The organism is Dictyobacter formicarum (assembly GCF_016587435.1).
Genome location: NZ_BNJJ01000004.1, coordinates 59,355 through 85,278 on the forward strand (window position 1 = coordinate 59,355; position 25,924 = coordinate 85,278).

Genomic DNA, 25,924 nt, shown 5'->3' on the forward strand with positions numbered 1-25,924 from the left:
ACTGCCCATGATCATGGGCGTCAGCCCTACAGCTAAATGCCAGTCGGCACCAGCGGCAATGAAAACCAGAAGGAAGACCCTTTATTTTTTTTGCTGATGACGCCTACCTTCCCTTTATGGCGTTGAATCAATATCTGGCAGATGTGCAGCCCCAGACCAAGGTTGACTCCTGTGCATTTTTGATCGTTGGCACGGTAATAGCGATCCCAGATGTGTTTTTGCTCATCCTTTGTTAATCCTTTGCCGTGATCATGTACCCATACACGTGCTTCAGCATCATCTACCGTTACTTCTACTGTAACAGGAACCTCTGGATCTGAGTACTTTAGTGCGTTGCTAATATAGTTAGCGACCACCTGGCTGATACGATCACAATCGATGAGTACCGGCAGATGCCGTTGCTCTGGCAGTACCAGATAGATAGGGTGGTTGCCCTCGGTATAGCGCAGGTCTTCGACTGTTTCTTCGACAATACTGGTGAGGTTACTGGGCTGCAGGGTTAGTTCAAGCTTATCGATTGCTAACCTTGAAACGTCCAACATATCGTTGATCAGGCGGTTCTGCACGCGTGTCTGGCGTAACGACTGCTCCAGGAGCTTGCACAATTTACTGATCATGACCTCTACGTCGGAAGGCAATTTCTCGGGACGCTCTTGCAAGAAGCGCTGGATGCGACGCTGCGCGAGCTGGATGCTGCCGTTGATCGCGGTGAGTGGTGTGCGTAATTCATGTCCGACAATACTCATAAACGTCTCTTTTTGTTTTTCTAATTCTTTTTGGGGCGTCAGATCAACGATAATAGCGGCACTGAGAGGTCGACTGTGTTCTACTATAGTACCCGCCAGTAGTACGGGCACACGTTGGCCATGTTTGTTGTAATATTCTTTTTCAAAAGGCATGAAAACACCAGTGTTCAGTAAGTCTTTGACTGCCTGGTCGTCAAGGTGTTTGTATTCACTGGGAGTAATGGTGCGCCAGTTTAATTTGCCAGCTGCCAGATCTTCATGCGTGTAGGCCAGTATGTCGAGCAATTTGTCGTTAGCTTCAATAATTTTTCCATCCATCTCGGCCAGGGTAAAGCCAATAATATTTGCGTCAATCAATGCTTTGAATTTATGCTCACTGGCCTTTAATGCAATTTCTGTTCGTTTGTAGGCTGTGACATCGTTATAGTTGACGGATAGCCCCTCTGAGGTGGGATGGAGATGGACATCATACCAGTGTCGTGTGGGCGGGAAGAAGGCCTCAAAGTGCAGGCTCTTTTTGGATTGGACGGCCTCGTAGGCTTTTTCTTCAAAGATAGTGCCCTTTAACTGGGGGACCCTTTCCCATATGTTTTGTCCGATCAGGTCTTCAGCTGATAGGTGGATCAATTTTGCGGCCTGTTGATTCACATACGTGATGCGCCAATGCTTATCGAGCAGAAAGAAGGCATCTCTGAGACTTTCCAGGATGGTATGGAGGTGATGGTTTGATGCATGGAGCTTGCGCTCTTTTTGCCTTTGTCTGGTCACATCAATAGCGATTCCCATCATTTTGATGGGTTTGCGCTGCTCGTCCAGGTAAACCCTGCCCTGGATTTCGATCCAGTGTTTATGCTTGTTCTTGTCAGTAAAGACGTATTCGTCGATGTAATCGTGGCCCGTTTTTAGCGCATGTTGAAGCGCTTGTTGGGTTCTGGCTTGATCTACGGATTGTAATGTCTGCGCTGCCTGCTGGCTCCTGGTGGGATCTCCGCCTGGCAGGTGGTTGAGTGCTGCCAGTATCTGGTAGCCGAGGGTCGAGTGATCGTTGAGGATGTTCCATGACCAGAATCCGATGTTTTGGACACTGGTCGTTAAGCTAACCTGGTCTTGTAGTTGTTGTTCAGTGCATTTTTCGGCTGTAATATCCTGGTTAGCTATTAGAATATGGTCGGGGTAGTTTTTTATGTCCTTGATAATGCTTTGACGGCTTTTGATGACTACCAGTTCGCCATCACGCCTGGTCTGGAGCAGTTCGCCTTCCCATTGATCCTCCCTCAACAGTCTGAACATGCTGTCTGGATCTTCTTCATAAGATCTGGTTTGTAGCAGTTCATGATAGATGCGCCCGATGGCTTCCTGCTTTGTCCAGCCGTAAAGTTTTTCTGCGCTGTCGTTCCATAGCTGGATATGTTGCTGAGGATCACAAATAGTCATCGCATCGTGCGACATCTCAATGAGCCTGGTGTATAATTGTCCTTCAATGTGCTGGCATGGAGCTTGAGATGTTTCTGCCCGTTTGTTCTGACGCCTCTTTACCATTGCTCCGGGAGGAGCGAGAGATGTTTTTTCCTGGTCCAAAGCCTGCCTCTTTTATGTTTGCTGGTATTTAAGCTGCTCCTGTATTTTGACTGATCAGTAGCATTTTCTCCTTCTGGAAGAGAGATCTGGTGGACGCCAGCTCCTTTGTTCGAGCGTAAGGAGACATTACTCTTTCTTTCTTTCTTTCTTCTTTTCCAGATCCGTCTGTAGCGGCCCAGGAGCTATCTCTGAATAGGTATATACGAACAAGTAATTACTAATCTATTGTACCATGAAAAAACAAAAATATATACCTTTAGTTAACCTGCTAGTTATAATTTATGGCTAAAATAGCCATAGTGGAAATTTTGAGAGCTAAGATCAGTCTCCAGGCCTGGATATATTACCTTGTTTAGTAATCACCACTGGTCTATGATGCTCTTTTGTGTTCGTGCCGTCTCCTCCTTTTGGATGATTGGAAAGAGAAAGTCTAGCCATTATAAATGCTCTTTTTGGGCGATGACAGCCTGTATTTATGTGATTTACACTGAACGTATTCGATGTACCCTATCAGGCAGTCGTCTGTTGGAGAAAGGAAGCGTTCGATGGCACAACGACTTTCGGAGCCAGGGATAAATGCTGCTACCTCTGATGTGTTTGTTCATGGTTGGCTGGCACAAACCTGGCAATTGGTTCTGTGGAATCTCTTTCACCTGCGGCGACGGGGTATGTCCAGATGGTTGTCCAGCCTCTTTTTTGGTGGTTATGCTCTTCTATTGCTACTGACTATTATTTCCCACATGCTACTGGCGCACAGTTCGACTCCGAGAGTGGGCGCTGATCCTATTGTCGCTTTGGCCTTTCCTGGTTCTTTACAATTTGCTCTAGGCTACCTGGGCTTGCTGGCGCCGATCTTTCTTTGCATTGTGGCGGGGACCCTGGTCGGGGGCGATTATACTTATGGTATGCATAACCAGATGCTGACGCGCGGTCTAGGTCGAGGCCAGGTCTTTACTGCCCAGGTTGCGGCCCTGGCATTGGTGGCTTTGCTGGCGGTCGGTTTTGTCATGCTCATCTCTACACTGCTTGGATTTTTGATTGGCCCTCTTTTTGGTTTGCGACCCGTTTTGTTAGCTCCCTTCGGCTGGTTAGGCTTTGTTCTAACCTGGTTGACGCAATCTTTACGTTATTTTATCTATATGCTCATCGCTGTGCTGGCCGCGACCATTGGCCGTTCTGCTATTGCTGGTATAGGCTTTTCTGTTGGCTACGTCTTCATAGAATTTTTGGCCACCAATATACTTTTTAGCCTGGTTGGAGGATTAAGCGCTCCTATTGGCCGGGCTATTGTTGCCTTTGTTAGCAATCTTCCAGGTACCGTCTCCAATTCACTCAACACGTACGCTACCACGCTGATTGCCGGTCAGCCTATGCCTGATCTTGATCAGCTACCTTTGCAGCTTTTCTTGACGCTGATGTATAGCGTCATCCTGATTGCTCTTAGCTACCTTATCTACCAACATAGCGATATCTTTGATTGATTTCTCCTGGTTACATACAATATGTGCAATATGCAATAAGTGGATATTTCGATATAAAAACATTTTAATGACTTATTAATGATAAAATACGTATTCGCATGCAATAAAGCGCTATAATCATCCTATGTGGCTTTAGATATTAGAAAAGCAGAAAGCCACATAAGGAAGGTACAAATTGATGCAAATTTATCTGAAGAGTTTTAAATATACTTCTCCTGTTCGTCTATCGCGCCGTTCGCTATGCCTGGCGAGCCTGGGATTGATATCAACGGGCCTGACCCTCAATATCAGGCATATGGTGGGCTATGCTGCTTCCCCGGATAATCATTTGCTGCTGACGCGCCAGAATAACTATAGCAGTGCGCTGGCCTGGTCTCATGATGGTAGCTGGATCGTTTCGGGAGGCGTGGGGTCTCCTGTTGAGATTTGGGATGCTACCACTGGAAAGACACGGGTTGGCCTGGCGGCTAAAGATGGTGTGCTGCTCGATTGCTCTCCTGACGGCCACCACGTTGTCACGGCTGGTGGCATTGAGACTGCTGATGCGTCTAGCTCTACGGCGGGATTGCCACAGTCCTTTTCTGAGGTTGTGATATGGGATGTCGCTACTGGTGCGCGATTGGTTACTTATAATGGCATGTCATATGTCAATGCGGTGGCCTGGTCGCCTGACGGTACGCGTATTGCCCTGGCTGGCAGCGATGCAACCGGTGCTACGATCCATGTTTGTGATGCGCAGGCAGGTACATTGTTGCTGGCTTATCGGCAGCATGTGGCTTCGCGCCTGGCCTGGTCGCCAGATAGCCGTTTGGTTGTCTCGAGTATCGATAGTATTATTGGAGGCGTTTTCACACGTACGACGCGGGTCTGGAATAGTACCACTGGCCACGACTATCTGGTGTTGAATAATAGCGCTAATGCCTTATCCTGGTCTCCCAATGGTGCTCTGATTGCCTGTGGTGATGCGGAGGTGGTTTCACTCCGTGATGCGCGAACAGGAGCCGTTACCTCTTCATATACAACCAACAGCGGAGGGACACCAATCCTGGGTGTGGCCTGGTCCCCCGATGGTCGTTTTATCGCCTGTGTTGGTGGTAGTCCACAATTCCCCGACCCCAAAGGTTTTGTGCAGGTACGGGAGTTAGCCACCGGTCAGGTCACTTCTTACCATGGGCACAAGCTTACCGTGGCTGCTTTAGCCTGGTCTCCTGGCAGCGATCGTCTGGTTACCAGTTCTTATGATGGAACGATTCGCGTCTGGCATATCTAATCAGCGGCACTGCAGTGAGCCCTGTTCATACTCCTTTATGCGGAAACGGCTAAGAATCATCATTGATGTGTTCTAGCTGTTTTTCTTTATACTCCTCTGTACCTGTTACCGAGACTTAGTACCGTGTGGTATCATTTTTATGGTACCTTGAATGGGTGCTTGCCTGGACATCAAGCAGGTTTACGCATAAACTTTCGCACCATTGAGCTTAAAATGTAGTCCATGTAGTGTTGCACAAAGTGCTCAATGCGCACTTTGCGCAACACTGAATAAAAAGGACTCGGGCGCGGATGCGCCCGTCTGCAAATCTCAGATGGCATCACAAGTTACCTTTATTTTTATATGAGAGAGCCGATTAAATATAGACGAGTATCGATATTTTTTCGGGGTTATTTTGTCGTAGACAAGCATTTGTTTTGTCACTGACTGTTAGAATGAAGTGTGCTGTTTTTGACAGCATTTATCGAAAGGTTGCGCTTAATCATGTTACTGGCTGGTGACATTGGAGGAACCAAAACCAATCTGGCTTTATATGCCTCGAAAGAGGACATTCGCACGCCAATACGGGAAGGAACATTGCCAAGTGCGCAGTATGCTACGCTGGCTGCCCTGGTTAATGACTTTTTAAAGAAGATCGATCTTCCTGACGTAACTATTGACCGGGCTGTCTTTGGGGTAGCAGGACCAGTGGTAGGAGGCAAGGCGAAGATAACCAATTTGCCCTGGCATATGGAAGAAAAGCAATTGCAGCAGACGTTGAATATTCCTTCTGTGACATTGCTGAATGACCTGGCTGCGATGGCAACGGCTATTCCTCTTTTGCTTCCATCTGATCTGCACACGCTCAATGCGGGAAAGCCGGCCAAGCATGGGACCCTGGCCGTGGTTGCTCCTGGCACTGGTTTGGGTGAGGCAATTTTGACCTGGGATGGTGCTCATTATCGTGTTCATCCTTCCGAGGGTGGGCATGTCGATTTTGCCCCTACAACTCCCTTTGAGGTTGGCCTGCTGGTTTACTTGCTCGAACGTATGAAGCATGTAAGCTATGAACATGTGTGTTCGGGCATTGGTTTACCAAATATTTATGCCTATACCAAGGCATCAGGTATGTTCGATGAACCCCGTTGGTTGTCGGAAAAGTTATCCCAGGTGAAAGATGTGACACCTGTGGTTGTTCAATCTGCCATGGCCCCTAGAATGGCCGAGGCTGACTCGGAAGCAGAGGGTGGCTATGCAACTATCTGTGCTGCAACTGTCAAGGTTTTTGCATCTATTCTGGCCGCCGAAGCTGGAAATATGGCTTTAAAAACGTTGGCAACTGGTGGCGTCTATCTGGGTGGTGGTTTGCCTCCTCGTATTCTACCGTTCTTAGAAGACCACGAGTTTATCCGTACCTTCCAGAATAAAGGCCGCTTCTCCGAAATGCTCACCGACGTACCCGTACATGTTATCTTAAATAGTAAAGTAGGTTTGATTGGAGCCGCCTCATTTGGCTTTGATTTATAATCTCTAGCTTTTTTCTTTTCTCTTAAATAAAACGTGTCGCTCCCTTGCGCACGTGCGCAAGGGAGCGACAACATATAATAAAAACAACGTTTGTTTAAAATGTGCACGGCACAATTTCGTTGATTTTTTTGAGCTCTTCATCGCTGAAATCGAGGTTCTTTAATGCAGCGACGTTTTCATCGATCTGTTCGACTTTGGAGGCTCCAATCAAGACACTGGTGACGGCCGGAAGACGCAGATTCCAGGCCAGAGCCATCTGGGCCAGAGTCTGTCCGCGTTCTTTCGCAATGGCGTTCAAACGATTCAGTTTGTCCAGTGTCTCTCCTTGCACCACGTCCTCGTTGTTTTTGCGACCCCACCAGGCCGCCGCACGCGAGTCTGCGGGCAGGTTGCCGCCGAGATACTTGTCACTCAAGAGTCCCTGCGCCAGCGGACTAAAGGTGATCGCACCTATACCGTTGCGAACGGTATGATCGAATAGATTGTGTTCACACCGTCGGTTGAGCAAATTATAGCAAGGCTGATGGATGGTAATTGGTGTTAGCCCCATTTGTTTCGTGACTTGCACAGCCTGTTCCAGGTGGTCTCCTGGAAAGTTACTGACGCCCACGTACAGCGCCTTTCCCTGGCGCACAATCAGATCCAGAGCGGCCATTGTTTCTTCCAGCGGCGTTTCAGGATCGGGGCGGTGGGCATAGAAAATATCTACATATTCCAGACCCAGGCGCTTGAGGGATTGATCCAGGCTGGCTACCAGGTATTTCTTGGACAGACCATCACCATAGGGTCCCGGCCACATGTAGTAGCCAGCTTTGCTGGAAATAATTAACTCATCGCGGGGCATATCTTTTAACACTTTGCCGACGACTTTTTCCGCATTGCCCGGTGGGCGTCCATAGTTATTGGCCAGATCGAAGTGCGTGATGCCTAGATCGAAGGCGCGATAGAGACAGGCACGTGCGATCTCTTCGCCGCGATATCCTCCAAAGGTTTCCCAGGCTCCCAGCGAAATCGCTGGCAACTGCAATCCTGAACGACCAGAGCGGCGATAGAGCATACTATCATACCGGTTTTCAGCGAACTGGTATGCATCCTGTTCTGACATGTACATTCTCTTTCTTATTCAACTATGAAATATACTTTTCCGCTGTCTTCCAATAACATCCTCAAGGATGAGATATAAAGTACGACGGAAAAAGCCCCTGGTATGCTGTCATCCATGGACCAGGGACTTTTTTCTCGGCTTTTACGAGGCAATTATTTCTCCAGGGCTGGTGTGTTGCCGCGAATCAACTTGCGAGTCGCCGTCGGGTTGGCCCAACGCACTGCGTTGCTGATAACGAGCTGGACCTCTGGATGATGGTAGGTAGGAAGAGTCTCATGGCCGGGACGGAAATAGAAAATTTTGCCCTGTCCACGGGTGTAGCAGCAACCGCTACGGAAGACTTCTCCGCCGGTGAACCAGCTGACAAAGACCAGCGTGTCTGGCTCAGGAATACCAAATGGTTCGCCATACATTTCTTCGTGTTCGATTTCAATGTAATCGCCGATACCTTCGGTGATAGGATGGCCGGGTGCAACTACCCACAGGCGCTCTTTGTCATTGGTCTCACGCCATTTGAGATTACAATCTGTGCCGAGTAGTTTCTTAAAGATCTTGGAGAAGTGGCCTGAATGTAAGACAACCAGTCCCATTCCATCCAGTACGCGCTGATGTACTTTCTCGACAATTTCGTCGCGTACCTCTCCGTGGGCCATGTGACCCCACCAGATCATTACATCGGTATTTTCCAGCACTTCGTCGGTTAATCCATGTTCTGGTTCATCCAGCGTAGCTGTGCGCACGGTGTAGCCCTTTTCGCTGAGCGCTTTGGCCAGTGTGCCATGGATACCCTCTGGATAAATCTTTGCTACCTCTGGCCATTTACGCTCGTGGCGATATTCGTTCCAGATGGTGACTCGGATGTTTGCTGTCATTGTATGCCTCTTTCTAGTCGTTACATTGGCATTGGTGTCGCCTCATTGGGATTTATCTATCTTGTTCGCGCCTTCAAACGAGATAGATGAGATGGCTGACCACAGTTGTATCTCGGGGTAAGCACATCTTGTTCGTTTTTATTGTAACACGTGCCTCCTGAAATTGCATGGCGTTCAGGTCGTTTTTTCTTTTTTTTGTGCTCCCTTGATCGTATTTTTGATTTTGTTCATCGTTTTTTTTCACAAATTTCTCATGTTTTCTTTCTTGCATTTGGCCTCTGTTTGTATGCTGATTATGTAATTCTATTTGAGTCATGATGTGCTTTATGAAGGGATGAGGTTATGAGTCAAATACAGGAAAAACCACCACAGAGAGAGTCTGAGCAATCGTTGTGGCGGCGCTATAGAAACTCGAAAAAGGCCCGCCGGGCCACCGTCATTGCATTATATGTGTTGCCAGTGCTTGTGCTGGTGACATTGATGTTTACCGTGTTCATTCGGCCTCCCTTTAATCCTAATGAGGGCAAGCCTGTGCCGGAACCGGTGGTGAAACACCATCAGCCAACTGCGCAACCTACGCCAGCGGGGCAGCGCATAAAAAATCTGGATACCATTGTGACTCAAGTACTCAATGATATGAATGCACATAGCTGGGATGAGCAGTTTCACACCACATTGATAAACTGGCGCAAAAGTGATGTCAATCAGGTAAACTGTAGCCCGGACCGTTGCGATCAGCGTGGGCATTCGACCCGCCGCGATAGTCTCAATGACTTGCGTATCCTGGATAATATGTATTGGTATAAGGTCCGTCATCCTGACGATACGTCAATGAACCAGTATATTGCACGTATATTGCCGACCGCGCAGCGTGAGTGGGGACACACCGTTTTGAATAAGGGGTGGGTCTATTTCACTCTGTTGCATATGCGGGACTTTAGCCATAATACTGATTACTGGAATCATACCCTGATTGGTTGGGCAACCTCGGAGTACAAACGAATTGATCCCCAATTAGGTGTGCAACACGGTGAGGTGGATACTAGCGCAGGCGGCGGTAATGTCCATTTACAGGATGGCTACCGCGTGGATCACGCTCTGGAAACCAGCCTGGCTCTGGTCGATGCAGGAACACGCTTCCGGCATCCAGAATGGGTGACGGCCGGTAACAGGGGAGCCGAGGCCGTAATTAAGCAGGCGTATAGCCATCAGTATCATCTCTTTGGACGCATCTATCTGCTGAAAGATTCACGCTTTGGCACGAACAAAATGCTGGATACGCAGGCGCGGATGGGCGAGACTGGCCAGGAGCTTGAAGCCCTGGTGAGGGCAGGAGCCTATACGCATAATCAAACCTATCTGGCGCTGGCTAAAGAGATGCTGGATAGTCTTGAGACCTCACCTTTACGCGATACTATCAATGGTGGCTTCCACTTTAAGCTCTACCTGGAACCTTACCAGGGCTATAATACAGGCTATGTAGATAAGAGCTTCAAAGAAGCCCGCCAGATGCACGTACTGATCGCTGTCCACCTGGCCAATCAGCTCTTTAATAATCGTTGGGCTGACATGGAGAAGGACCTTATTCAGGTCGCTACGCAGCGCCTGTTTTTGCCCGCACCGGTGCCTGGTTTTAGCTATCGTGTGCTCCCTAATGGCGATATGTACCCCTGCACTTCCTGCAAAGTAGCCCCTAAACTAGAAGACTGGGTCACCTCTGAGGCCGACAACATTAGCATCGAAGCTTTCCAGACCGTCCTCTCAAACCGTCAATGGCTCTTCCCCACTAAATAACCCCTCGTGCGGACGGGTGCATCCGCGCCCGTCCGCTCCTTTTGCCAGTGCGGAAAGGAGCCGCAGCACAGGTGCTACACCTACTCCCATTAAAATCCCTGCTTGTAAGGAACTGGAAAGGTGCCGCAGCACCTTTCCAGTTCCTTACAATAAAATAACCGCTCGGGCGCGGATGCGCCCGTCCGCAAAAGACCCCGGCGTTTCCCATCACCATGGGAAATGCCCCCTACCCATTACTGCGCAGGTTGATGCGAAAATGGTATTCATGTGAATGATTGCCATAAACACCATCGAGGTAGTTGCTGAGAGGATTTCCTCCACGTGGCACGATAAATGTTGGTGCGTGGCAGAAGTCATCATCGGTACAACCAGGGAATTTCGATATATCCAGGTGGATCGGTGCGCTCAACTGGGTACCATCGGTATCGCTGGCCGTACCTGGATAGATGTTGATGCTTTGTCCCTGGTCATCCATCGAAATGAGATAGAAATGACCGATGGCGTCCTGGATGATGCGTACTTTGTTGGGTGCGGTAACATCCTGTCGCACATTTTTGATAATAGTGCCATGATCAACGATGATATGGTGGACACCATCATATTGATTGTTGTAAATGACGTGGGTGCGCCCCTGGGTATCCATATAGGCGTCAGTGAGATAGGTTACGTCGGCATCATTATTATTTTGTGGTTGTACCTCTGTTAACGATAGCTGCTGCATGTTGGGATTGTAAACATTGCCGATATAGAAATATCTGATCTCGTTAAAGATATAGTTAAAGTCCGAAGCGTTGGGATAGCCCAGACGTGGGCGTAGCACGTCGCGCATGGCGACCATGGTCAGGTCGTTGTTATAGCCGGGAAAGAAGAAGGCATACGTATGGCGGTAGTCCATCTGGCTGGTGTGGAAAGTCCAGCGATTGGTGATCGGCGAATAGTAGGTCCAATAAAAGATACCTGGTACATCATCGCCTGTTTGAAAGAATACGATGTCTCCCAGCGGATTGATGGCGGCCCCACTATAGCCCTGGTCACTGGACCATTGTCCATTTAAAATCTCTTCGCTAAAGGTCTGCCCCAGGTTGGTAGATACAAAGTGGTGGGCTTCTTGTTGGGTGCCAGGCCAGGAGAAAAGGTGAATTTCATCATGGGGGCCACGAATAATATTGATGGGCTCGGTGCCAGCATTGCCTTGTTTTAGTTCATTCCAGGTGCTGCTACCAGGCGCCTGATGCATGAGATGCCAGGTGCGGTTCTGGGTATCACTGCCCTGTGAAATGAAAACGGTAAACAGGTCGCCAGAGGTCGTACGAATGATGCGTAGTTTGTGCGCGCCCCAGCTGTTAGGTACATATTCATCTTCATTGCCAAAGGCCTGGTTCGTCACCTGGTCCAGTCTATCTAGTGTAGGTACCCCGGGTATAGTTGGCTGAATAACTGTAGATTGTACTATGGGCGTGATTTTTGGCTTTGCTTGAGCTGTTGCTGTTGATGAATGTGGTGGTAACTGGAGTCCAATACCATTGGATTGCGGAGTTGCTGTCGGTGAAGCAGTGCTTGCTTGCTGTGGATGTGAATGGGTCTTTTGTGTATAGATTGAGATAGATGCAATAATAATGATAGCTGCTAATATTGAGAGTAGTATCGTCCTTTTTCTGCCTGTTATGCTATTGCTCCCTTTTAATTTATTAAAAAGTGGCACTTTCAATATCCCAAACCCCCTTGTGAGATTTTCTACGGAAACAACCTGTCTACCTATATATTAACATTTATATTGTGTGAAAAGGAACAATAGTCTCCAGATATACAAACGAAGGCTACACATCTTTCTTTGTGGGCTATGACTTCCTACCTACTACACCTTTCATACTCTGTGAAAGCTTTTTTCTAACAAACTGTCCTTAGCGTAAATGAATAATATGATAGACAGATTAAAAAATATGCAGATTGCTGTCTATTCAGGCGCAATTTAAAGTGTCGAAATATGACGCATATACGTCAATAAAGAAAGAAACGCTTCGCTTTTTATTAATTGGCAAGGACTGATGTGATGGATAAAAAAGTAGAAATTTTAGAGCAGCGCGTCCTGATGGACGATTTCTTTAAAATTGAGGAGGCTCGCCTGCGTTTCAGGCGTTTTGATGGGCAGATGAGTGAGCCGGTACGTCGCCTGGTGTTGGAACGCGGTGACGCGGTCGCGGCGTTGCTGGTTAATACCGATACCCAGAAAGTGTTGATGACAAATCAATTTCGCTATCCGACCTTGAAAAAAGGACCTGGCTGGCTGCATGAGGTGGTGGCAGGTATGGTGGATGAAAATGAGCAACCAGAAGCGGCAGTCAGGCGTGAAATCCATGAAGAGATTGGCTACCAGGTTCATGAACTGACTCCGATCGCTACCTTTTACGTTTCTCCTGGTGGTTCGTCAGAGCGCATATTTCTCTTTTATGCCGAGGTAACCAATGCCGATCGTATCTCAAATGGGGGCGGCCTGGTTGCCGAGCATGAAGATATCGAGTTGATCGAAGTATCCTTTGATGAGTTGTGGGATGTACTTAAAAAAGGTGAGATTCGTGATGCCAAGACCCTGATTGCAGTTCAATGGTTGCAGCAGAAGTGGCAGAATGATGCATAATGTGCGCTTTGCGCACATTATGCATCACCAATATTTATACCATCAGTGTCTGGTCGCGATTGGGACCCACACCAACGCTGTGGATGCGTACACCGACCAGTTCGGCCAGGCGCTCCAGGTAGTTGCGGGCGTTGCGGGGAAGGTCCTCCATCGTTTTAGCCTGCTGGGTAGACTGCTGCCAGCCAGGGAGTACCTCGTAGACTGGCTCGCATTTTTCATGGATAACGGGATCAGGCAGGTGCTCGATCAGTTCACCTTTGTAGCGATAGCCGGTACAGACCGGGATCTCGGCTAGCGTATCCAGTACGTCCAGTTTGGTGATGTTCAGGTCTGTGCAGCCGTTGATCTCGGTGACGTAGCGGGTGACGACGGCATCAAACCAGCCAATACGTCGGGGACGGCCGGTGGTGGCGCCAAATTCGCCTCCCAGGGTGCGTAAATGGGTTCCTATTTCGTCATGTAACTCGGTTGGCATGGGTCCGGTACCGACCTGCGTGCTGTACGCCTTAGCTACTCCGATGACCTGGTTGATGTAGCGCGGAGGAATGCCCGAGCCTGCGGAAGCGCCAGCGGCCGTGGGGGAAGAGCTGGTTACAAACGGATAAGAACCCCAGTCGATATCTTTCATGGCGCTTAGCTGGCCTTCAAGTAAAATATTTTTGCCTTCCTGTAGCGCGGTGCGTACGATGGGCATCGTGTCAACAATACGTGGTTTGAGCTGTTGACCCCAGGCCAATGCAGCCTCGATCAACTCTTCGACATCAAAAGGTTGTTGCCCATAGACATGTGTGAGGATGGCGTTGTGCTTTTTGACGACAGCACTCAGCTTTACACGTAAAATATCTTCGTGTAGCAGATCATGGAAGCGGATACCAATGCGTCCGACTTTATCTGTGTAGGCTGGTCCGATACCGCGACCGGTTGTTTCAACGCGATACGCACCTCGGGCCTCGTCTTCCACTTTATCGAGTATCTTGTGATAAGGCATGACAACGTGTGCCCGATCGGAGACTACCAGCTGATCGATAGAAACGCCCTTGCTGGCAATGGCCTCCATTTCTACAATCAGGTCCTGTGGATCGATCGCTGTGCCTGTCCCCATAACGCAGATACAATTGGCATTAAAAATACCGCAGGGAACCAGGTGGAGCTTGAATTCACCATAGTTATTGACGACAGTATGGCCTGCGTTGCCGCCTCCCTGGAAGCGCATGCACAGGTCGGCCTCTTTGCTCAAAAGGTCTACCAGTTTACCTTTCCCTTCGTCTCCCCATTGTGTGCCTACAACTACGGTTACTGTTCCAGCCATAACGGCTTACTCCTCTCCAAGATGAAATGCTTCTCGCATTGATATGTTTAAATTTGATGGTAGGTTGATTGGTTGCGATCCCAGGGTTGTGATGGCGACGAGTTGCTCGGCGTCTTCGGTCGGCAGCAGGCTACGGCGCAAATTGACCATGTGCGGACCAAAGGTGGCCTCTAGCTCTGGCGAGAGTCGCTCATAAATAGCTGCCAGATAGGCTTCGTCGCGAATAAATTTTTCAACGACACGGACCATGGTGCGATTCTGGGTGACGACTCCGGTTGCCGGCTCATCCAGTGAAGCGACCAGGGCCTCCTTGAAATCTATCGCCAGCGCAATAACATGACCTCCTACCACTTTTTCGGGACCCTCGTGCTGGTAGATCATGGCATAATCAGCGCTGGCTTCGCCAAATAAGTTAAGAATAACTGTGCAGCCCCGGTCCCGCGCTGCCTGTAAGACATCGCTCAGGCGATCGAGATCTTCTGCCCACAGACTGGCTGCGATACGATGTTGTGCTAGCGTGATCAACTCGCGCAGACGAGCCTCAATGCGACTGTATTCATTGAGCTCCCAAAAGTGGCCCACGCCATCCGGCCGTTCAAGCGCGGTGAGCTGCTGTTCTAAGCTCTGACAGCGCCGGGTGGTCTCCTCCTCAATCCGCTTCAGCAACCGCCCCGGCGGAACAGGTGCGTAACGCACCGGATCTGCGCTTACAGCATTAACACGTTCTTTAGCTGTCAGAGTTTCAAGAGCCTGATACGTATTGGCTCTGGGTAATCCCGCCCCTTTACTGATCTCATAGCCTGTAGAGAGTGGATGCTGGAGCAGGAAGATGTAAACCTGTGCTTCCGCCCCTGTAAACCCGAGCTGCTTCATCTCCTCAACGGTCGACATAGTCACGAGCCTCGCTTCCTTTCTCTAAAATTAGTAGTAGTATCTACAACTACTAATATAACAACGAGAGCACTGGTTGTCAAGGGCCAAAGGTATTTTATGTGTTGGTGCAAGTGGTACACTTTGTGCACCGCTTGCACCAACACATAAAAGATCTATTGAACGCCGCAGGCGCGAATCCTCTGGCTTTCAGACAACTTTCTGCTTGCTTTTAGCTGTGATGGATGGTAGGCTGATCAGGTTATAAATAGAAAGGAATATACTTATGTCCGAAGAAAAAGTTGTGCGGGAGACCGCTACCCTTTGTACACGTGAAAGTCTGGCCCACGATTTGCGACAACTGGGATTGAAGGCGGGGATGACGGTAATTGTCCATTCATCGTTGAGCTCTTTAGGATGGGTTTGTGGTGGTCCTGTTGCGGTGGTTGAGGCTTTGATGGATGTGCTCACTGAGGAGGGTACCCTGGTCATGCCGACTCAGAGCGGCAATTATTCTGATCCGGCCAACTGGCAACGTCCGCCTGTGCCGCAGCCCTGGTGGGATGTCATTTATGAGGCGATGCCAGCGTTTCGCCCTGAGGTTACTCCATCCTATAAAATGGGTGTGGTTGTCGAGACGTTTCGGACCTATCCCGGTGTGCTGCGCAGCAATCATCCACAGGTTTCATTTGCGGCCTGGGGCAGGCATGCTCGGGCGATTATCGCTAATCATGGGTTAGAATATGGCCTGGGCGAGCAATCACCCCTGGCACGCATGTATGAGCTGGATGGCTGGGCATTGCTGCTCGGGGTTGACTATGATAGCAACACCACCTTTCACCTGGCGGAATATCGCATTCCTGGCTCTCAAGAGGTTACGTTGGGCGCTCCGATCATCGAAAATGGCCAGCGTATCTGGAAGCGTTTTAAGGATATCGAGATTGATGCCGATATATTTCCAGCCATCGGCCAGGACTTTGAGCAGACGAAGCAGGTGTTGAGCGGTAAGGTCGGGCAGGCCGCGTGCCGCCTCTTTCAGCAGCGACCTGCCATAGATTTCGCGACCGGCTGGCTAAAGCGCCATCGCGGCTTTTAATATTGCCGCCGCTCTCGCCGTTTTCCTTTTTACTTTTGTGCATCCTTATAGCGTTGCGTCACCTCATCGATGGTTCCGGCCATATAGAACATGCCCTCAGGAATATTATCGTGCTGGCCGTTGAGAATCTCTCTCGCCCCGCGTAGCGTTTCTGCCAGTGGCACATAGCGTCCTTCCATGTTGGTAAAGATCTGGGCGGTGCTGAAGGGCTGTGTCAGGAAGCGCTGCATTTTGCGTGCGCGTGTAACGATCAATTTATCCTCGTCGGATAGTTCTTCAACGCCCATGATGTTGATGATATCCTGTAGCTCTCGATGGCGCTGCAATAAGCGTTGCACATCCCGCGTGGTGTTGTAGTGTTCTTCGCCAACGATGTGGGGATCCATGATGCGACTGCTTGAAGCCAGCGGATCTATCGCTGGGTAGAGTCCCTGTTCAAACAGGGTGCGCTCTAGTGCCACATTGGCATCCAGGTGCGCGAAGGTGGTGACTGGTGCGGGATCGGTGTAGTCGTCTGCTGGAACAAAGACGGCCTGCAGCGAGGTGATAGAGCCGTCTTTGGTACTGGTAATGCGCTCCTGCAGGTCGCCCATCTCTTCCGCCAGGTTGGGTTGATAGCCAACCGCTGATGGCATGCGCCCGAGTAGTGCTGAAACTTCCGCGCCCGCCTGGGAGAAACGGAAGATATTGTCGATGAAGAGCAGGACATCTTTGTGTTCTTCGTCTCGGAAGTATTCAGCCATCGTTAGACCCGTCAGGGCGACGCGCAGGCGCGATCCAGGCGGTTCGTTCATTTGTCCATAGACCATCGAGACGCGATCGATTACTCCTCGCTCGATCATTTCATTATAGAGTTCGTTCCCCTCGCGTGTGCGCTCACCAACACCTACAAATACACTGTTGCCATTATGTTTGCGCGCAATGTTGTTGATCAACTCTTGAATGATTACCGTTTTGCCGACGCCGGCTCCTCCAAATGCGCCGATCTTTCCGCCTTTGACAAAAGGACTGATCAGGTCAATGACCTTGATGCCTGTTTCGAGCATCTCAGCCTTGATGGTCTGGTCTTCTAAAATTGGCGCCTCGCGGTGAATTGGCCATAGCGGCGCATCGGTAATTGGCGCGCCATTATCGACGGTCTGCCCCAGCACGTTGAAGATACGTCCTTGCGTCTGAGGACCTACCGGCACCGAAATTGGACGTTCGCGGTTGATGACCTCGGCGCCGCGCTGTAATCCATCTGTCGCCCCCAGCGCGATGCAGCGTACCCAGTTATTGCCAAGATGCTGCTCGACTTCAAATGCCAGCGCCTGCTCTATATCTGGCTGTTTTAAACGTAATTCATCATAGATTTTTGGTAGTTCTGCGGGCTCAAATTCGATGTCGACGACGGCCCCTAATACCTGAACAATTTTTCCGGTTGGATATGACACAACTGCCATATTCTGCCTCCTTATATAGCGTTTTCACTTTTTTCTTCTGCACCTAATGTACAGAAAAAAGGAGGCCTGGATATGACTCATATTACGTAGTTTTGGGAACGCAAAACGATTGAATTTCGAGTTCCCAGAGGTAGGCAAAATAACGTAGAGTATCTGGCCTGATACGATACGGCATTGCATTTTTCGTGTGAGCTGAATTATGCTATGATTGAGTCTCATCGATACACTCCTGGCAGTCTGATGGAAGGAGAAACCTATGGCTCATGAGTATGAATATGTAAAATTTTGGCATGATGCTACATTGAGCAATCTTGAACTGCTCCACGCGACCTATGTCAAGCATACTTTTGCTCCCCATACTCATGAAGGTTATGTGATTGGAGTCATCGAACAGGGTGCAGAGCAGTTTGCGTATCGTAGACGTCAACACATAGCGCCAGTCGGGAGCATTGTGTTTATCAATCCTGGAGAAGTGCATACCGGTTCGGCCGCAGCCGAGCACGGTTGGACCTATAGGACGCTCTACCCGTCGATCGAGCTTTTGCAGCGTGCTGTTTCTGATCTCACCGGACGGTCGCGCGATATCCCTTTCTTTGCTGAACCAGTGGTTCACGATCCTGAGATGATGGCCGAAATTTCCCTCACACATCGCGCTCTGGAGGAACAGGCGTCCGCCCTTGAACGGGAATCGCGGATTTTATGGACCCTCTCGCGCTTAATTTTGCGCTATGCTGACGATCATCCGCGTCCTCGTCCGTTCGCTAAAGAGCATATGGGCATTCAGCGCGTCCGTTCTTATATCGAGGAAAACTACGCCGAGAATATCTCACTCGAACAGCTGGCCGCGATTGCTCGGCTCAGTCCATTTCACCTGTTGCGCTCGTTTAGAGATCAGGTAGGCTTGCCTCCTCATTCCTACCAGATACAAACACGCATCAGGCATGCGAAGTCCTTGTTAGGTATGGGATTGCCCTGTGTAGATACAGCAATAGTTGTGGGCTTTGCGGACCAGAGCCACTTCACCAAACATTTTAAGCGCATTGTTGGCGTGCCACCTGGACTGTACGGCTCAATTCGCAATTCGTAGTTCGCGATTTGTGATTTGTGATTTATAAAAAAATAGCAATATCAGACAAGACAGTCCCTTTCTCGCCTTCTATAATCGTCCCATGAAAGCATCACATTCTGAGTTCTTACATGGCATCAGGGACGAACTCCCAATCCTGTTTGGTGCGCTCCCTTTTGGTATGGTCTATGGAGTGTCAGCGATCAGTGCGGGCATCCCGGCGAGTATCGCGCAAGCTATGTCATTCATCGTCTTTGCGGGATCGGCACAATTTGTGATCGTTCAGCTCATTGCGGCTGGCACGCCCGCGCTTGTCGTTGTCCTGACCGCTTTTATCGTGAATATCCGTCATGTGCTCTATAGCGCGTCAGTGTCTTCCTATACCCGCAAGCTCCATCCTCTCTGGAAGTGGCTGCTGGCATACCTCTTGACCGATGAGGCGTATGCAGTGACCATCTTGCACTACCAGAAGCCGGAAGACGACGGGCACAAGCATCGATATTTTCTGGGTGCCGGTCTGGCGTTGTGGACGACCTGGCAGTTGAGTACCGCTGTGGGTATTTTCCTGGGTGGGCACATCCCTGCAAGTTGGTCACTGGACTTTACCTCTACGCTTACTTTTATCGCTCTCGTTGTGCCCGCGCTCAAGGATCGCGTGAGCACAGCTGCCGCATTGGCCTCCGCGTTGACCGCGCTGCTTGTCATTGCTTTGCCACTGAAACTAGGGATAGCTGTCGCCGCCCTGATTGGTATCGCTGTCGGCCTCACTTTAGAGTTAAAAAAACCAATATCGCTATAGTAAGGAGCCGAATATGTCACAGGCATGGCTTTGGATAACTATCATCATTATTGGACTGCTGACCCTGGGTATTCGCCTGTCCTTTATAGTGTTCATGGGTAAGATGCAGATTTCGCCCATAGCTCAGCAGGCTCTACGTTTTGTGCCAATCGCAGTACTGTCAGCACTCATCTCGCCCGCACTCTTCTTTCCCGGTGGCTCACTGGATGTATCGTTGAGCAACATTCGTCTCATAGCAGGAATCCTCGCGGTACTGGTAGCCTGGAGGACAAAAAACGTCCTGCTGACAATCGCGAGCGGCATGGCTTGCTTACTTATCTTGCAGATGTTTGTGTCTCCTCATTAAGTTGCGCGAAAACTCATGCATATCCCTCTGGGAAGGAACACGCCTATTCTATTTCACACTTACAATAGAATGCGCTTGTCCGAGTGTCCGGGTGGTTGTTAAACCAGTTTGTGTTCGAAGGCAAAGCGGGTAGCAGCGGTACGCGATGAGACGCCCAGCTTAGCGTAGATTGAGCGTAGATGGGTATTGACGGTGCGCGGACTGAGGACCAGTTTTTGAGCGATCAGTATATCGGTTAGTCCCTCTGCCAGGAGCCGTAAAACATCCACTTCACGTGTCGTTAGCCCGGCTGGATAGGCTGTCTGGGATTTCTCTTCAGGCGTTTCGCGCTGTTTGTGCAGGTGGATGTTGGCGATCATGCCCAGTGTGTGGGGCAGGCTCATGTTACTGCCTACGCTCCAGTTCTCGTTGAATGCTTTGTCGCCGATGATTTTCTTATAGTTATTTGTCTGCTGTATGTAGCTGGCTCGATATACCTTTTCGATGGGGGCGGCCACTCCTTCACGAAGGGCGGCAGCGGTGCCTAGAAACTGGACGGCGCGTTCAGGTAAATCGAGCACCCTGCATAGCTGGGAGAAGCCTTCAAGGGCAATTGCCATTCCGAGCATATCTCCAAGCAAAGAGGCGTGGTGCAGCGCCTTACGGATCTCTATGCCCGCTTGCTCATAATCTTGTTTTGCCAGCGCCACGCATCCCAGTCCATAGAATAGGGAGATTTTAGAGACCTGGTTACCCATGCCAGACATCAGGCTAAGGCTTTCCTCATAATATGTTTTGGCGTCGCCATAGTGTCCGTTCAGGCGTGCTAGATCTCCCAGACTGCGGAGGGCAGCTGCGATGCCGGAAGGATAGTTTATTTCCCTGGTGATGTGCAGGCTTTCTTTGATGCGCTGGCTGGCCTGTGCGATGGCGCCAGTGCTAATGTTCAGTTTGCCCAGTCCTAGCAGGGCATTGGCCCTTTCGCGCCTGATACCCAGAGTTGTTGCCAGCTCCAGGCAGGCATCCAACGCTTGCTGCGCTCCCTCGTAGTCGCCGCGCAGGCGCAGCGCGTTCCCGATACTACTCAGGCAAACTACCTGTCCCCAGCGATCATTGAGCTTTTGGTAGAGTGGCAAACCTTTCTGATAGAGAAAGCTGGCGGTGATAAATTTGCTGCGCTGGCTCATGGTGTCACCGACATGGATCAGGACATCGGCCTGGCTGCGGATGTCGCCGGTCTGGCGTAAGAGGCGCAGGCTCAAGGCATAGCGTACCTGGGCGGCTTTGAAATCGCATTGCTGGCTGGCAATATTTCCGCAGATGTTATAGAGGATGCCGCGACACCAGATATCGGGCGAGTCACGCAGCGTTTGGAGGCTGGCTTCCGCCAGTTGTCGTGCGCTATCGTAGTGACCCTGGTGTAAATCGAGCAGGGCTAGCGCTCCCTGGGCCAGGGCGTGAGTGCGGGTATCAGCGGTCAGGGCAGCCAGCCGGCGACACTCTTCCAGCCGGCTACGCGCCAGGGTCAGGTGACCATGGAGATGGGCCATGGTGCCCGCGCTATAGTAGATGCGGGCCAGAAATTGATTGGGTTGCGTGCTGGATGAGATGGCGATAACCTCCTCTAGCCAGTTATGACCTTCATTTAAAGAGCTGCGCAATTGTAGAAAACGGCCTAGATTACTGGCCAGTCGTTGCGCGATATCGACTTCAAGCTGGTCAATGACCCGGCGCATCGCTAGCCAGATATTGGCTGCCTCTCGATCGAGGAGCGCCAACCACAGTGGTTGTTCATTGCCATAGAGCTGTGGCTCACATCTTTCGACCAGCGCGGCAAAGAATCGGGCATGGCGCTTCTGTGCCTCGATCATTTCCTGCTTTTGTTTGAGGCAGTCAAGCGCGTACTCACGAATCGTTTCTAGCAGACTGAAGCGGGTTTCAGGACCCGTATTATCGGCTACGCGCACCAGGCTTTTGTCCACCAGCGAGCTGAGTAAGCTTAATGCATCCTCTTCAAACGTAGTTTCGCTCTGGGCGATAGCGGTCGCGGCTTCCAGTGTCCAGCTACCGGTCAGGATACCTAGCTGCCGAAAGAAGTATTTCTCCTCTTCATTCAGCAGGTTGTAGCTCCAGTCCAGGGTATTGCGCAGGGTTTGCTGGCGGGGCGATAGATTACGCGCTCCACCGATCAGGGTACGCAGACGGCTATGCAGGCGTTCGAGCAATTCTTGTGGACTTAATAGTTTACAGCGGGCGGCGGCCAACTCAATAGCCAGTGGGAGGCCGTCGAGCTGAATACAAATCTCCGCGATGGCCTGGATGTTATCCTGATGTAGTATAAAGGTGGGCCTGACGGCTTGTGCTCTCTCAATAAAGAGTCGCATGGCGTCGGAAGGTTCGCCTGGCACGATCTTTTGTTGTTGATCAGATACGGGAAGGGCCAGCGGTAGGACCTCGAATTCATGCTCACCATAAATGTGCAGAGCTTCGCGGCTGGTTACCAGGATTTTGAGCTGAGGCGCTGCTGTCAGCAGATCGGCAATGGCGACGTTGGCCGCCATAACATGCTCGAAATTATCCAGTACGAGCAGTATATGCTTATTGCGCAGGTACTCTTGCAGCTCCTCGCTGATAGAGTATTGTCCCGTTTCTTCAATGCCTACGGCCTGCGCGATCGTTGAGAGCACAAACGTATGCTCGCGTAGAGGTGCCAGCTGGACGAAAAAGACCTCTTTAGCAAAAAAATCGCGCATCTGGTAGGCGATCTCCAGGGCCAGTCGCGTCTTACCAACGCCGCCAGGGCCAGTCAGGGTTTGCAAGCGTATGTGCTCATTGCGCAATAATGAGCATGCATGGAGGATTTCTGCATCGCGCCCGATCGTGGTATTCATCTGCGCGGGCAAATAGCGCCGTAGCTGTGTTCCGTGAGATGGGTTATGCTGGCTCATCACTTTATCCTTGCATGCTTGCCGAGGGCGCGGACATTCTATACTCAACTTTACTTCCTATTGTAGCAGGTAAGGGCAATGGATGCATGCAATTGTGATCTCGTTGTGATATGTTTTAGTTGCGGTGTGAGTTTATTGTGAGCATTACAGTTTATAATAGCTTTAGATAGAACAAGGGATTTAGCTCACTGGAAACTTCCTTTGTGAGTTTAATACGGTACTCATCTTGTTTTATCTTTGCCTTCTGGGACGCAAATTGTGTAGCTTTGACTGCACACAATTTGCGACTGGAGCTTATAAGCTCAAGCGAGCACTACATGACGACGGGGCCATGTAGTGCTCGCTTGAACATTTCTGCTATTTATTCACCACGTAGTTCCACATTGAGTTCCAGCTTGACGTTGCATTTATCCTGGACGCGGCGTCGCATCTCTTTGATTAAAGAGAGGATGTCGCTGGTGGTAGCTCCGCCTTTATTGACAATGTAATTGGCGTTACGATCTGAAACCTGGACCGTGCCCATGCTGAAACCTTTCATGCCCGCCTGTTCGATCAGCTTGCTGGCCTGCTGGCCGGGAGGATCTTTGAAGATGGGGCCGGTATGGTTATGCAGTGGCTCAAGTTCTTTACGTTCTTGCTGATATTGTCTGAGCTTTTCCATTAATTTCTGTGGGGTTTCTTGATGTAATCGTATGCTCAGCGTCATGACTATTTCGGCTGGTTCGATCAAGAGATGCGGGACCGGCAAGATGTTGTTCTGCTCGTCAAATACGCTTTCGTGGCCGGCGCGGAAGCGGCTATAGCGATAGGCGAGATCCAGTTCATCTTTAGTGTAGCGACGCCTGATTGGTAGTGAGAGCGAGTCTCCTTCAATGTTACAGCCACGGGCATCTAAGACATCGATCGATTCTAATACTTCGCCTAGCTCCTGGTTGTGGGCGCCCGCGTTACTGACGATTCCGGCGCCTAAGGTGCCTGGAATGCCGATCCCAAATTCTACGCCTCCCCAACCCAGCAGTGCCAGTTCGTAGGCGAGGCGCGGCCAGCTTGATCCAGCGCTTACGCTCAAAATGGTCTTGCCATCGGGCTCCTTATTGATCTGATAGTCGTATCCCGTCATTCTGGCTACAATACCACGCACACCGGCATCGGTAAAAATAATATTTGAACCATTGCCAATGAGGAGGAGGGGCCAGTGCTCTTCAGCGCAGAGACTGACCAGGCCGATCAATTCGTCACGTGTCTCCACCGTAATCCAGATATCAGCTGTTCCCCCAACCCCAAAAGCGCTGTGCTGAGCGAGCGGCTCGTTTCTGTGCACGCGTGGCCCAAAGCGTCTTTGCAAATGCTGGTATGCCATATCTGTATTAAAGGCTGCGGTATTTATCAGGTCAAACGGCGGTGTGTTGCTGATCGGAGAGTTGTTGGGTGGTGTTATATCTTGCATATGTAACCTCGCTCCTTTATCTATATAAATCCTATCAGTGCGATATCTGGATCATATGCACAAGCAACGCAGGTAGTTAGAAATCGTAGAATTCTTATCCTGTTCACGGCAGCCAGGATCAATGCCGGTGATGATTCTACAGGTCTATTAATGATTCTGCGCCTCTATGTACCCGCTGTTGTTTCTCTTAGCATAGTCTTGCCTTATCACAGAACTATCACTGCTTCTTGCCCCTATATCACAGGGATATCACGACATTTAAGAAGCGAAAGTTACTCCACTTCCAGTGCTCGGTCATTTGATGTGGTGTGGTGGGCGCGACCGCGCCCACCACACCACATCAAACCAGCCTCGTACCGCAGGTGCGCGTCTCTGGCACCATGTCGAAAGTTAGGTTCACTGTCGGTGCCCAATCATCTAATGTGGTGTGTGGTGGGCGCGACTGCGCCCACCACACACCTAACCGGACTCGCGCCGCATGATCTTTAACAAATAAAGCAGGTATAAAGCGGGGAGGTGCAGGAGGGCCGGCGAGGCCCTCCTGCCGGGGTTCGGGGTGTCCCCGACCACTCCTCCCCCTCCTCCCGCCGAAGGCGGGAATGCAAGAGGTATTTTTATACCGTATTAAAAAGTAAAAGATCATCAGGCGCGAGCCCGAGGCACTATGACGAAAGTCATAGTGCCAGATATGCCTTTTCGGACTTCTTTCCTTTCTCCTTGTCGCGTTATACTTAGCTTGAGCTTGAAAGAGCTATACATATTAGCGTATGAGGAGCGCTTGTTTATGCAAAAAACAACAAAAACTTCTGTATCAAATACTATCAATACTACCTCCACGGGACCGATCCATCTGCCGAGCGATGGTCGCGATGTTGTCGTTGAAGTACAGCATCTGGTGAAAACATTTGGCAAACATGAAGCGGTGAAAGATGTTTCGTTCACGATTGGCAAAGGCGAAATTTTTGGCTTGCTTGGTCCCAATGGGGCGGGCAAAAGCACGACGATCAATATGATGTGTGGGTATTTGAAGCCCACGGCCGGAGATGTAAGCGTTAACGGACTCTCGTTGTCCAGGCATGTCCGAGAGGTTAAGCGTATTATCGGGGTCGTTCCGCAGGAAATTGCCCTGTACAAGGATCTGAATTCGCTGGAAAATCTGGAGTTCTTTGGCAAGATCTATGGTCTATCGAAGCAAGAATGTAAGCAGCGTGCCGAAAAATTATTGAATTTTGTGGGGCTCTATGAGCGGCGTAAGGATGCCGTAAAGACGTTTTCAGGTGGTATGCAGCGTCGCATCAATATGGCCATCGGCCTGATGAACGAACCTGACTTTCTGATGATGGATGAACCAACCGTTGGCGTTGATCCACAGTCCCGCGAGCACATTTTTACCACCATCGAGCACATTCGCGATCAGGGAACCACGCTCCTTTATACCACGCATTATATGGAAGAGGCCGAGCGGCTCTGTAATCGCATTGCGATCATGGATGAAGGGAAGATCATCGCTTTAGGTACGCTAGAACAATTGCTGGCGTTGCGCGATCGGCAGCAGGAAGTACAGCGGCCCCATGGTTTGCAGGAACTGTTTATCCAATTGACGGGAAAAACATTGCGTGACTAAAAGTGAGGAAA

The 25,924-nt window shown here is 50.1% G+C and carries 19 protein-coding genes; 10 read left to right on the forward strand and 9 right to left on the reverse strand.

All coding sequences use genetic code 11. From position 1 onward, the window contains the following. Positions 1-32: 32 nt before the first annotated feature. Positions 33-2,324, reverse strand: a complete 2,292-nt coding sequence (locus JMI88_RS07765; protein ID WP_201361241.1) for a PAS domain-containing sensor histidine kinase — start codon at positions 2,322-2,324, stop codon at positions 33-35. 545 nt (positions 2,325-2,869) lie between these two features. On the opposite strand from JMI88_RS07765, the gene JMI88_RS07770 reads away from it, so the two are divergent. From JMI88_RS07770 to glk, 3 genes are all read left to right on the forward strand, one after another. Continuing rightward, positions 2,870-3,805, forward strand: coding sequence for a DUF2705 family protein (locus JMI88_RS07770; protein WP_201361242.1), 936 nt, complete (start codon positions 2,870-2,872; stop codon positions 3,803-3,805). A gap of 178 nt (positions 3,806-3,983) precedes the next feature. Further along, positions 3,984-5,075, forward strand: a complete 1,092-nt coding sequence (locus tag JMI88_RS07775; RefSeq protein WP_201361621.1) for a WD40 repeat domain-containing protein — start codon at positions 3,984-3,986, stop codon at positions 5,073-5,075. A gap of 483 nt (positions 5,076-5,558) precedes the next feature. Then, a complete protein-coding gene (gene glk / locus JMI88_RS07780; protein ID WP_201361243.1) occupies positions 5,559-6,581 on the forward strand; it encodes a glucokinase in 1,023 nt (340 codons plus the stop codon). A 94-nt stretch (positions 6,582-6,675) separates the two neighbouring features. On the opposite strand, the gene JMI88_RS07785 is transcribed toward glk, so the two are convergent. Then, positions 6,676-7,686, reverse strand: coding sequence for an aldo/keto reductase (locus JMI88_RS07785; RefSeq protein ID WP_236022859.1), 1,011 nt, complete (start codon positions 7,684-7,686; stop codon positions 6,676-6,678). Between the two features lie 152 nt (positions 7,687-7,838). Continuing rightward, positions 7,839-8,558 carry a ThuA domain-containing protein gene (locus JMI88_RS07790; RefSeq protein WP_201361244.1) on the reverse strand — a complete coding sequence of 240 codons (720 nt, stop codon included), beginning with the start codon at positions 8,556-8,558 and terminating at the stop codon, positions 7,839-7,841. 342 nt (positions 8,559-8,900) lie between these two features. Between JMI88_RS07790 and JMI88_RS07795 the strand changes: the two genes are divergently transcribed. After that, the gene (locus tag JMI88_RS07795; protein ID WP_201361245.1) at positions 8,901-10,352 is read left to right on the forward strand and encodes a hypothetical protein; all 1,452 of its coding nucleotides are present in this window, start codon (positions 8,901-8,903) and stop codon (positions 10,350-10,352) included. 226 nt (positions 10,353-10,578) lie between these two features. On the opposite strand, the gene JMI88_RS07800 is transcribed toward JMI88_RS07795, so the two are convergent. Next, positions 10,579-12,060 carry a hypothetical protein gene (locus JMI88_RS07800; RefSeq protein ID WP_201361246.1) on the reverse strand — a complete coding sequence of 494 codons (1,482 nt, stop codon included), beginning with the start codon at positions 12,058-12,060 and terminating at the stop codon, positions 10,579-10,581. A 342-nt stretch (positions 12,061-12,402) separates the two neighbouring features. Between JMI88_RS07800 and JMI88_RS07805 the strand changes: the two genes are divergently transcribed. Continuing rightward, positions 12,403-12,987 carry an NUDIX domain-containing protein gene (locus tag JMI88_RS07805; protein WP_201361247.1) on the forward strand — a complete coding sequence of 195 codons (585 nt, stop codon included), beginning with the start codon at positions 12,403-12,405 and terminating at the stop codon, positions 12,985-12,987. A gap of 34 nt (positions 12,988-13,021) precedes the next feature. Here JMI88_RS07805 and JMI88_RS07810 read toward each other — a convergent pair whose 3' ends face one another. Both JMI88_RS07810 and JMI88_RS07815 read right to left on the reverse strand, forming a co-directional pair. Then, positions 13,022-14,296 carry an adenylosuccinate synthase gene (locus JMI88_RS07810; RefSeq protein ID WP_201361248.1) on the reverse strand — a complete coding sequence of 425 codons (1,275 nt, stop codon included), beginning with the start codon at positions 14,294-14,296 and terminating at the stop codon, positions 13,022-13,024. 6 nt (positions 14,297-14,302) lie between these two features. Further along, a complete protein-coding gene (locus JMI88_RS07815; protein ID WP_236022885.1) occupies positions 14,303-15,187 on the reverse strand; it encodes a TrmB family transcriptional regulator in 885 nt (294 codons plus the stop codon). Between the two features lie 265 nt (positions 15,188-15,452). On the opposite strand from JMI88_RS07815, the gene JMI88_RS07820 reads away from it, so the two are divergent. Further along, positions 15,453-16,262 (forward strand): AAC(3) family N-acetyltransferase, encoded by an 810-nt coding sequence (locus JMI88_RS07820; RefSeq protein ID WP_201361250.1) that lies wholly within the window; start codon positions 15,453-15,455, stop codon positions 16,260-16,262. Between the two features lie 29 nt (positions 16,263-16,291). Here the strand turns inward: JMI88_RS07820 and atpD are convergent, their stop codons facing one another. Continuing rightward, positions 16,292-17,704: a F0F1 ATP synthase subunit beta gene (atpD, locus tag JMI88_RS07825; RefSeq protein WP_201361251.1), complete on the reverse strand. Its 1,413-nt coding sequence runs from the start codon at positions 17,702-17,704 to the stop codon at positions 16,292-16,294. Positions 17,705-17,960: 256 nt separating this feature from the next. Here atpD and JMI88_RS07830 point away from each other — a divergent pair, with 256 nt between their 5' ends. The 3 genes from JMI88_RS07830 to JMI88_RS07840 all read left to right on the forward strand — a co-directional run bounded on the left by JMI88_RS07830 (position 17,961) and on the right by JMI88_RS07840 (position 19,915). Then, positions 17,961-18,791 carry an AraC family transcriptional regulator gene (locus JMI88_RS07830; RefSeq protein ID WP_201361252.1) on the forward strand — a complete coding sequence of 277 codons (831 nt, stop codon included), beginning with the start codon at positions 17,961-17,963 and terminating at the stop codon, positions 18,789-18,791. An 82-nt stretch (positions 18,792-18,873) separates the two neighbouring features. After that, a complete protein-coding gene (locus tag JMI88_RS07835) occupies positions 18,874-19,569 on the forward strand; it encodes an AzlC family ABC transporter permease (protein ID WP_201361253.1) in 696 nt (231 codons plus the stop codon). A gap of 13 nt (positions 19,570-19,582) precedes the next feature. Next, on the forward strand, positions 19,583-19,915 hold the full coding sequence (locus tag JMI88_RS07840; protein WP_201361254.1) for an AzlD domain-containing protein: 333 nt from the start codon (positions 19,583-19,585) through the stop codon (positions 19,913-19,915). Between the two features lie 98 nt (positions 19,916-20,013). Here JMI88_RS07840 and JMI88_RS07845 read toward each other — a convergent pair whose 3' ends face one another. Together JMI88_RS07845 and murB are read right to left on the reverse strand one after the other, a co-directional pair. Continuing rightward, positions 20,014-22,842 (reverse strand): LuxR C-terminal-related transcriptional regulator, encoded by a 2,829-nt coding sequence (locus JMI88_RS07845; RefSeq protein ID WP_201361255.1) that lies wholly within the window; start codon positions 22,840-22,842, stop codon positions 20,014-20,016. Positions 22,843-23,203: 361 nt separating this feature from the next. Next, entirely contained in the window at positions 23,204-24,289 is a 1,086-nt protein-coding gene (gene murB / locus JMI88_RS07850) for a UDP-N-acetylmuramate dehydrogenase (protein ID WP_201361256.1), read from the reverse strand. A gap of 784 nt (positions 24,290-25,073) precedes the next feature. On the opposite strand from murB, the gene JMI88_RS07855 reads away from it, so the two are divergent. After that, positions 25,074-25,913 carry an ABC transporter ATP-binding protein gene (locus JMI88_RS07855; protein WP_201361257.1) on the forward strand — a complete coding sequence of 280 codons (840 nt, stop codon included), beginning with the start codon at positions 25,074-25,076 and terminating at the stop codon, positions 25,911-25,913. Positions 25,914-25,924: the final 11 nt, after the last annotated feature.

Bases quoted from the DNA above. Each gene is read 5' to 3' on its own strand.
- JMI88_RS07795 (WP_201361245.1), top strand. From the start codon at position 8,901: ATGAGTCAAATACAGGAAAAACCACCACAGAGAGAGTCTGAGCAATCG.
- JMI88_RS07815 (WP_236022885.1), bottom strand. From the start codon at position 15,187: ATGTCGACCGTTGAGGAGATGAAGCAGCTCGGGTTTACAGGGGCGGAA.
- JMI88_RS07855 (WP_201361257.1), top strand. From the start codon at position 25,074: ATGCAAAAAACAACAAAAACTTCTGTATCAAATACTATCAATACTACC.
- JMI88_RS07845 (WP_201361255.1), bottom strand. From the start codon at position 22,842: ATGAGCCAGCATAACCCATCTCACGGAACACAGCTACGGCGCTATTTG.
- murB (WP_201361256.1), bottom strand. From the start codon at position 24,289: ATGCAAGATATAACACCACCCAACAACTCTCCGATCAGCAACACACCG.
- JMI88_RS07830 (WP_201361252.1), top strand. From the start codon at position 17,961: ATGGCTCATGAGTATGAATATGTAAAATTTTGGCATGATGCTACATTG.
- glk (WP_201361243.1), top strand. From the start codon at position 5,559: ATGTTACTGGCTGGTGACATTGGAGGAACCAAAACCAATCTGGCTTTA.
- JMI88_RS07820 (WP_201361250.1), top strand. From the start codon at position 15,453: ATGTCCGAAGAAAAAGTTGTGCGGGAGACCGCTACCCTTTGTACACGT.
- JMI88_RS07810 (WP_201361248.1), bottom strand. From the start codon at position 14,296: ATGGCTGGAACAGTAACCGTAGTTGTAGGCACACAATGGGGAGACGAA.
- JMI88_RS07785 (WP_236022859.1), bottom strand. From the start codon at position 7,686: ATGTCAGAACAGGATGCATACCAGTTCGCTGAAAACCGGTATGATAGT.
- JMI88_RS07770 (WP_201361242.1), top strand. From the start codon at position 2,870: ATGGCACAACGACTTTCGGAGCCAGGGATAAATGCTGCTACCTCTGAT.
- JMI88_RS07835 (WP_201361253.1), top strand. From the start codon at position 18,874: ATGAAAGCATCACATTCTGAGTTCTTACATGGCATCAGGGACGAACTC.
- atpD (WP_201361251.1), bottom strand. From the start codon at position 17,704: ATGGCAGTTGTGTCATATCCAACCGGAAAAATTGTTCAGGTATTAGGG.
- JMI88_RS07805 (WP_201361247.1), top strand. From the start codon at position 12,403: ATGGATAAAAAAGTAGAAATTTTAGAGCAGCGCGTCCTGATGGACGAT.
- JMI88_RS07840 (WP_201361254.1), top strand. From the start codon at position 19,583: ATGTCACAGGCATGGCTTTGGATAACTATCATCATTATTGGACTGCTG.
- JMI88_RS07775 (WP_201361621.1), top strand. From the start codon at position 3,984: ATGCAAATTTATCTGAAGAGTTTTAAATATACTTCTCCTGTTCGTCTA.
- JMI88_RS07790 (WP_201361244.1), bottom strand. From the start codon at position 8,558: ATGACAGCAAACATCCGAGTCACCATCTGGAACGAATATCGCCACGAG.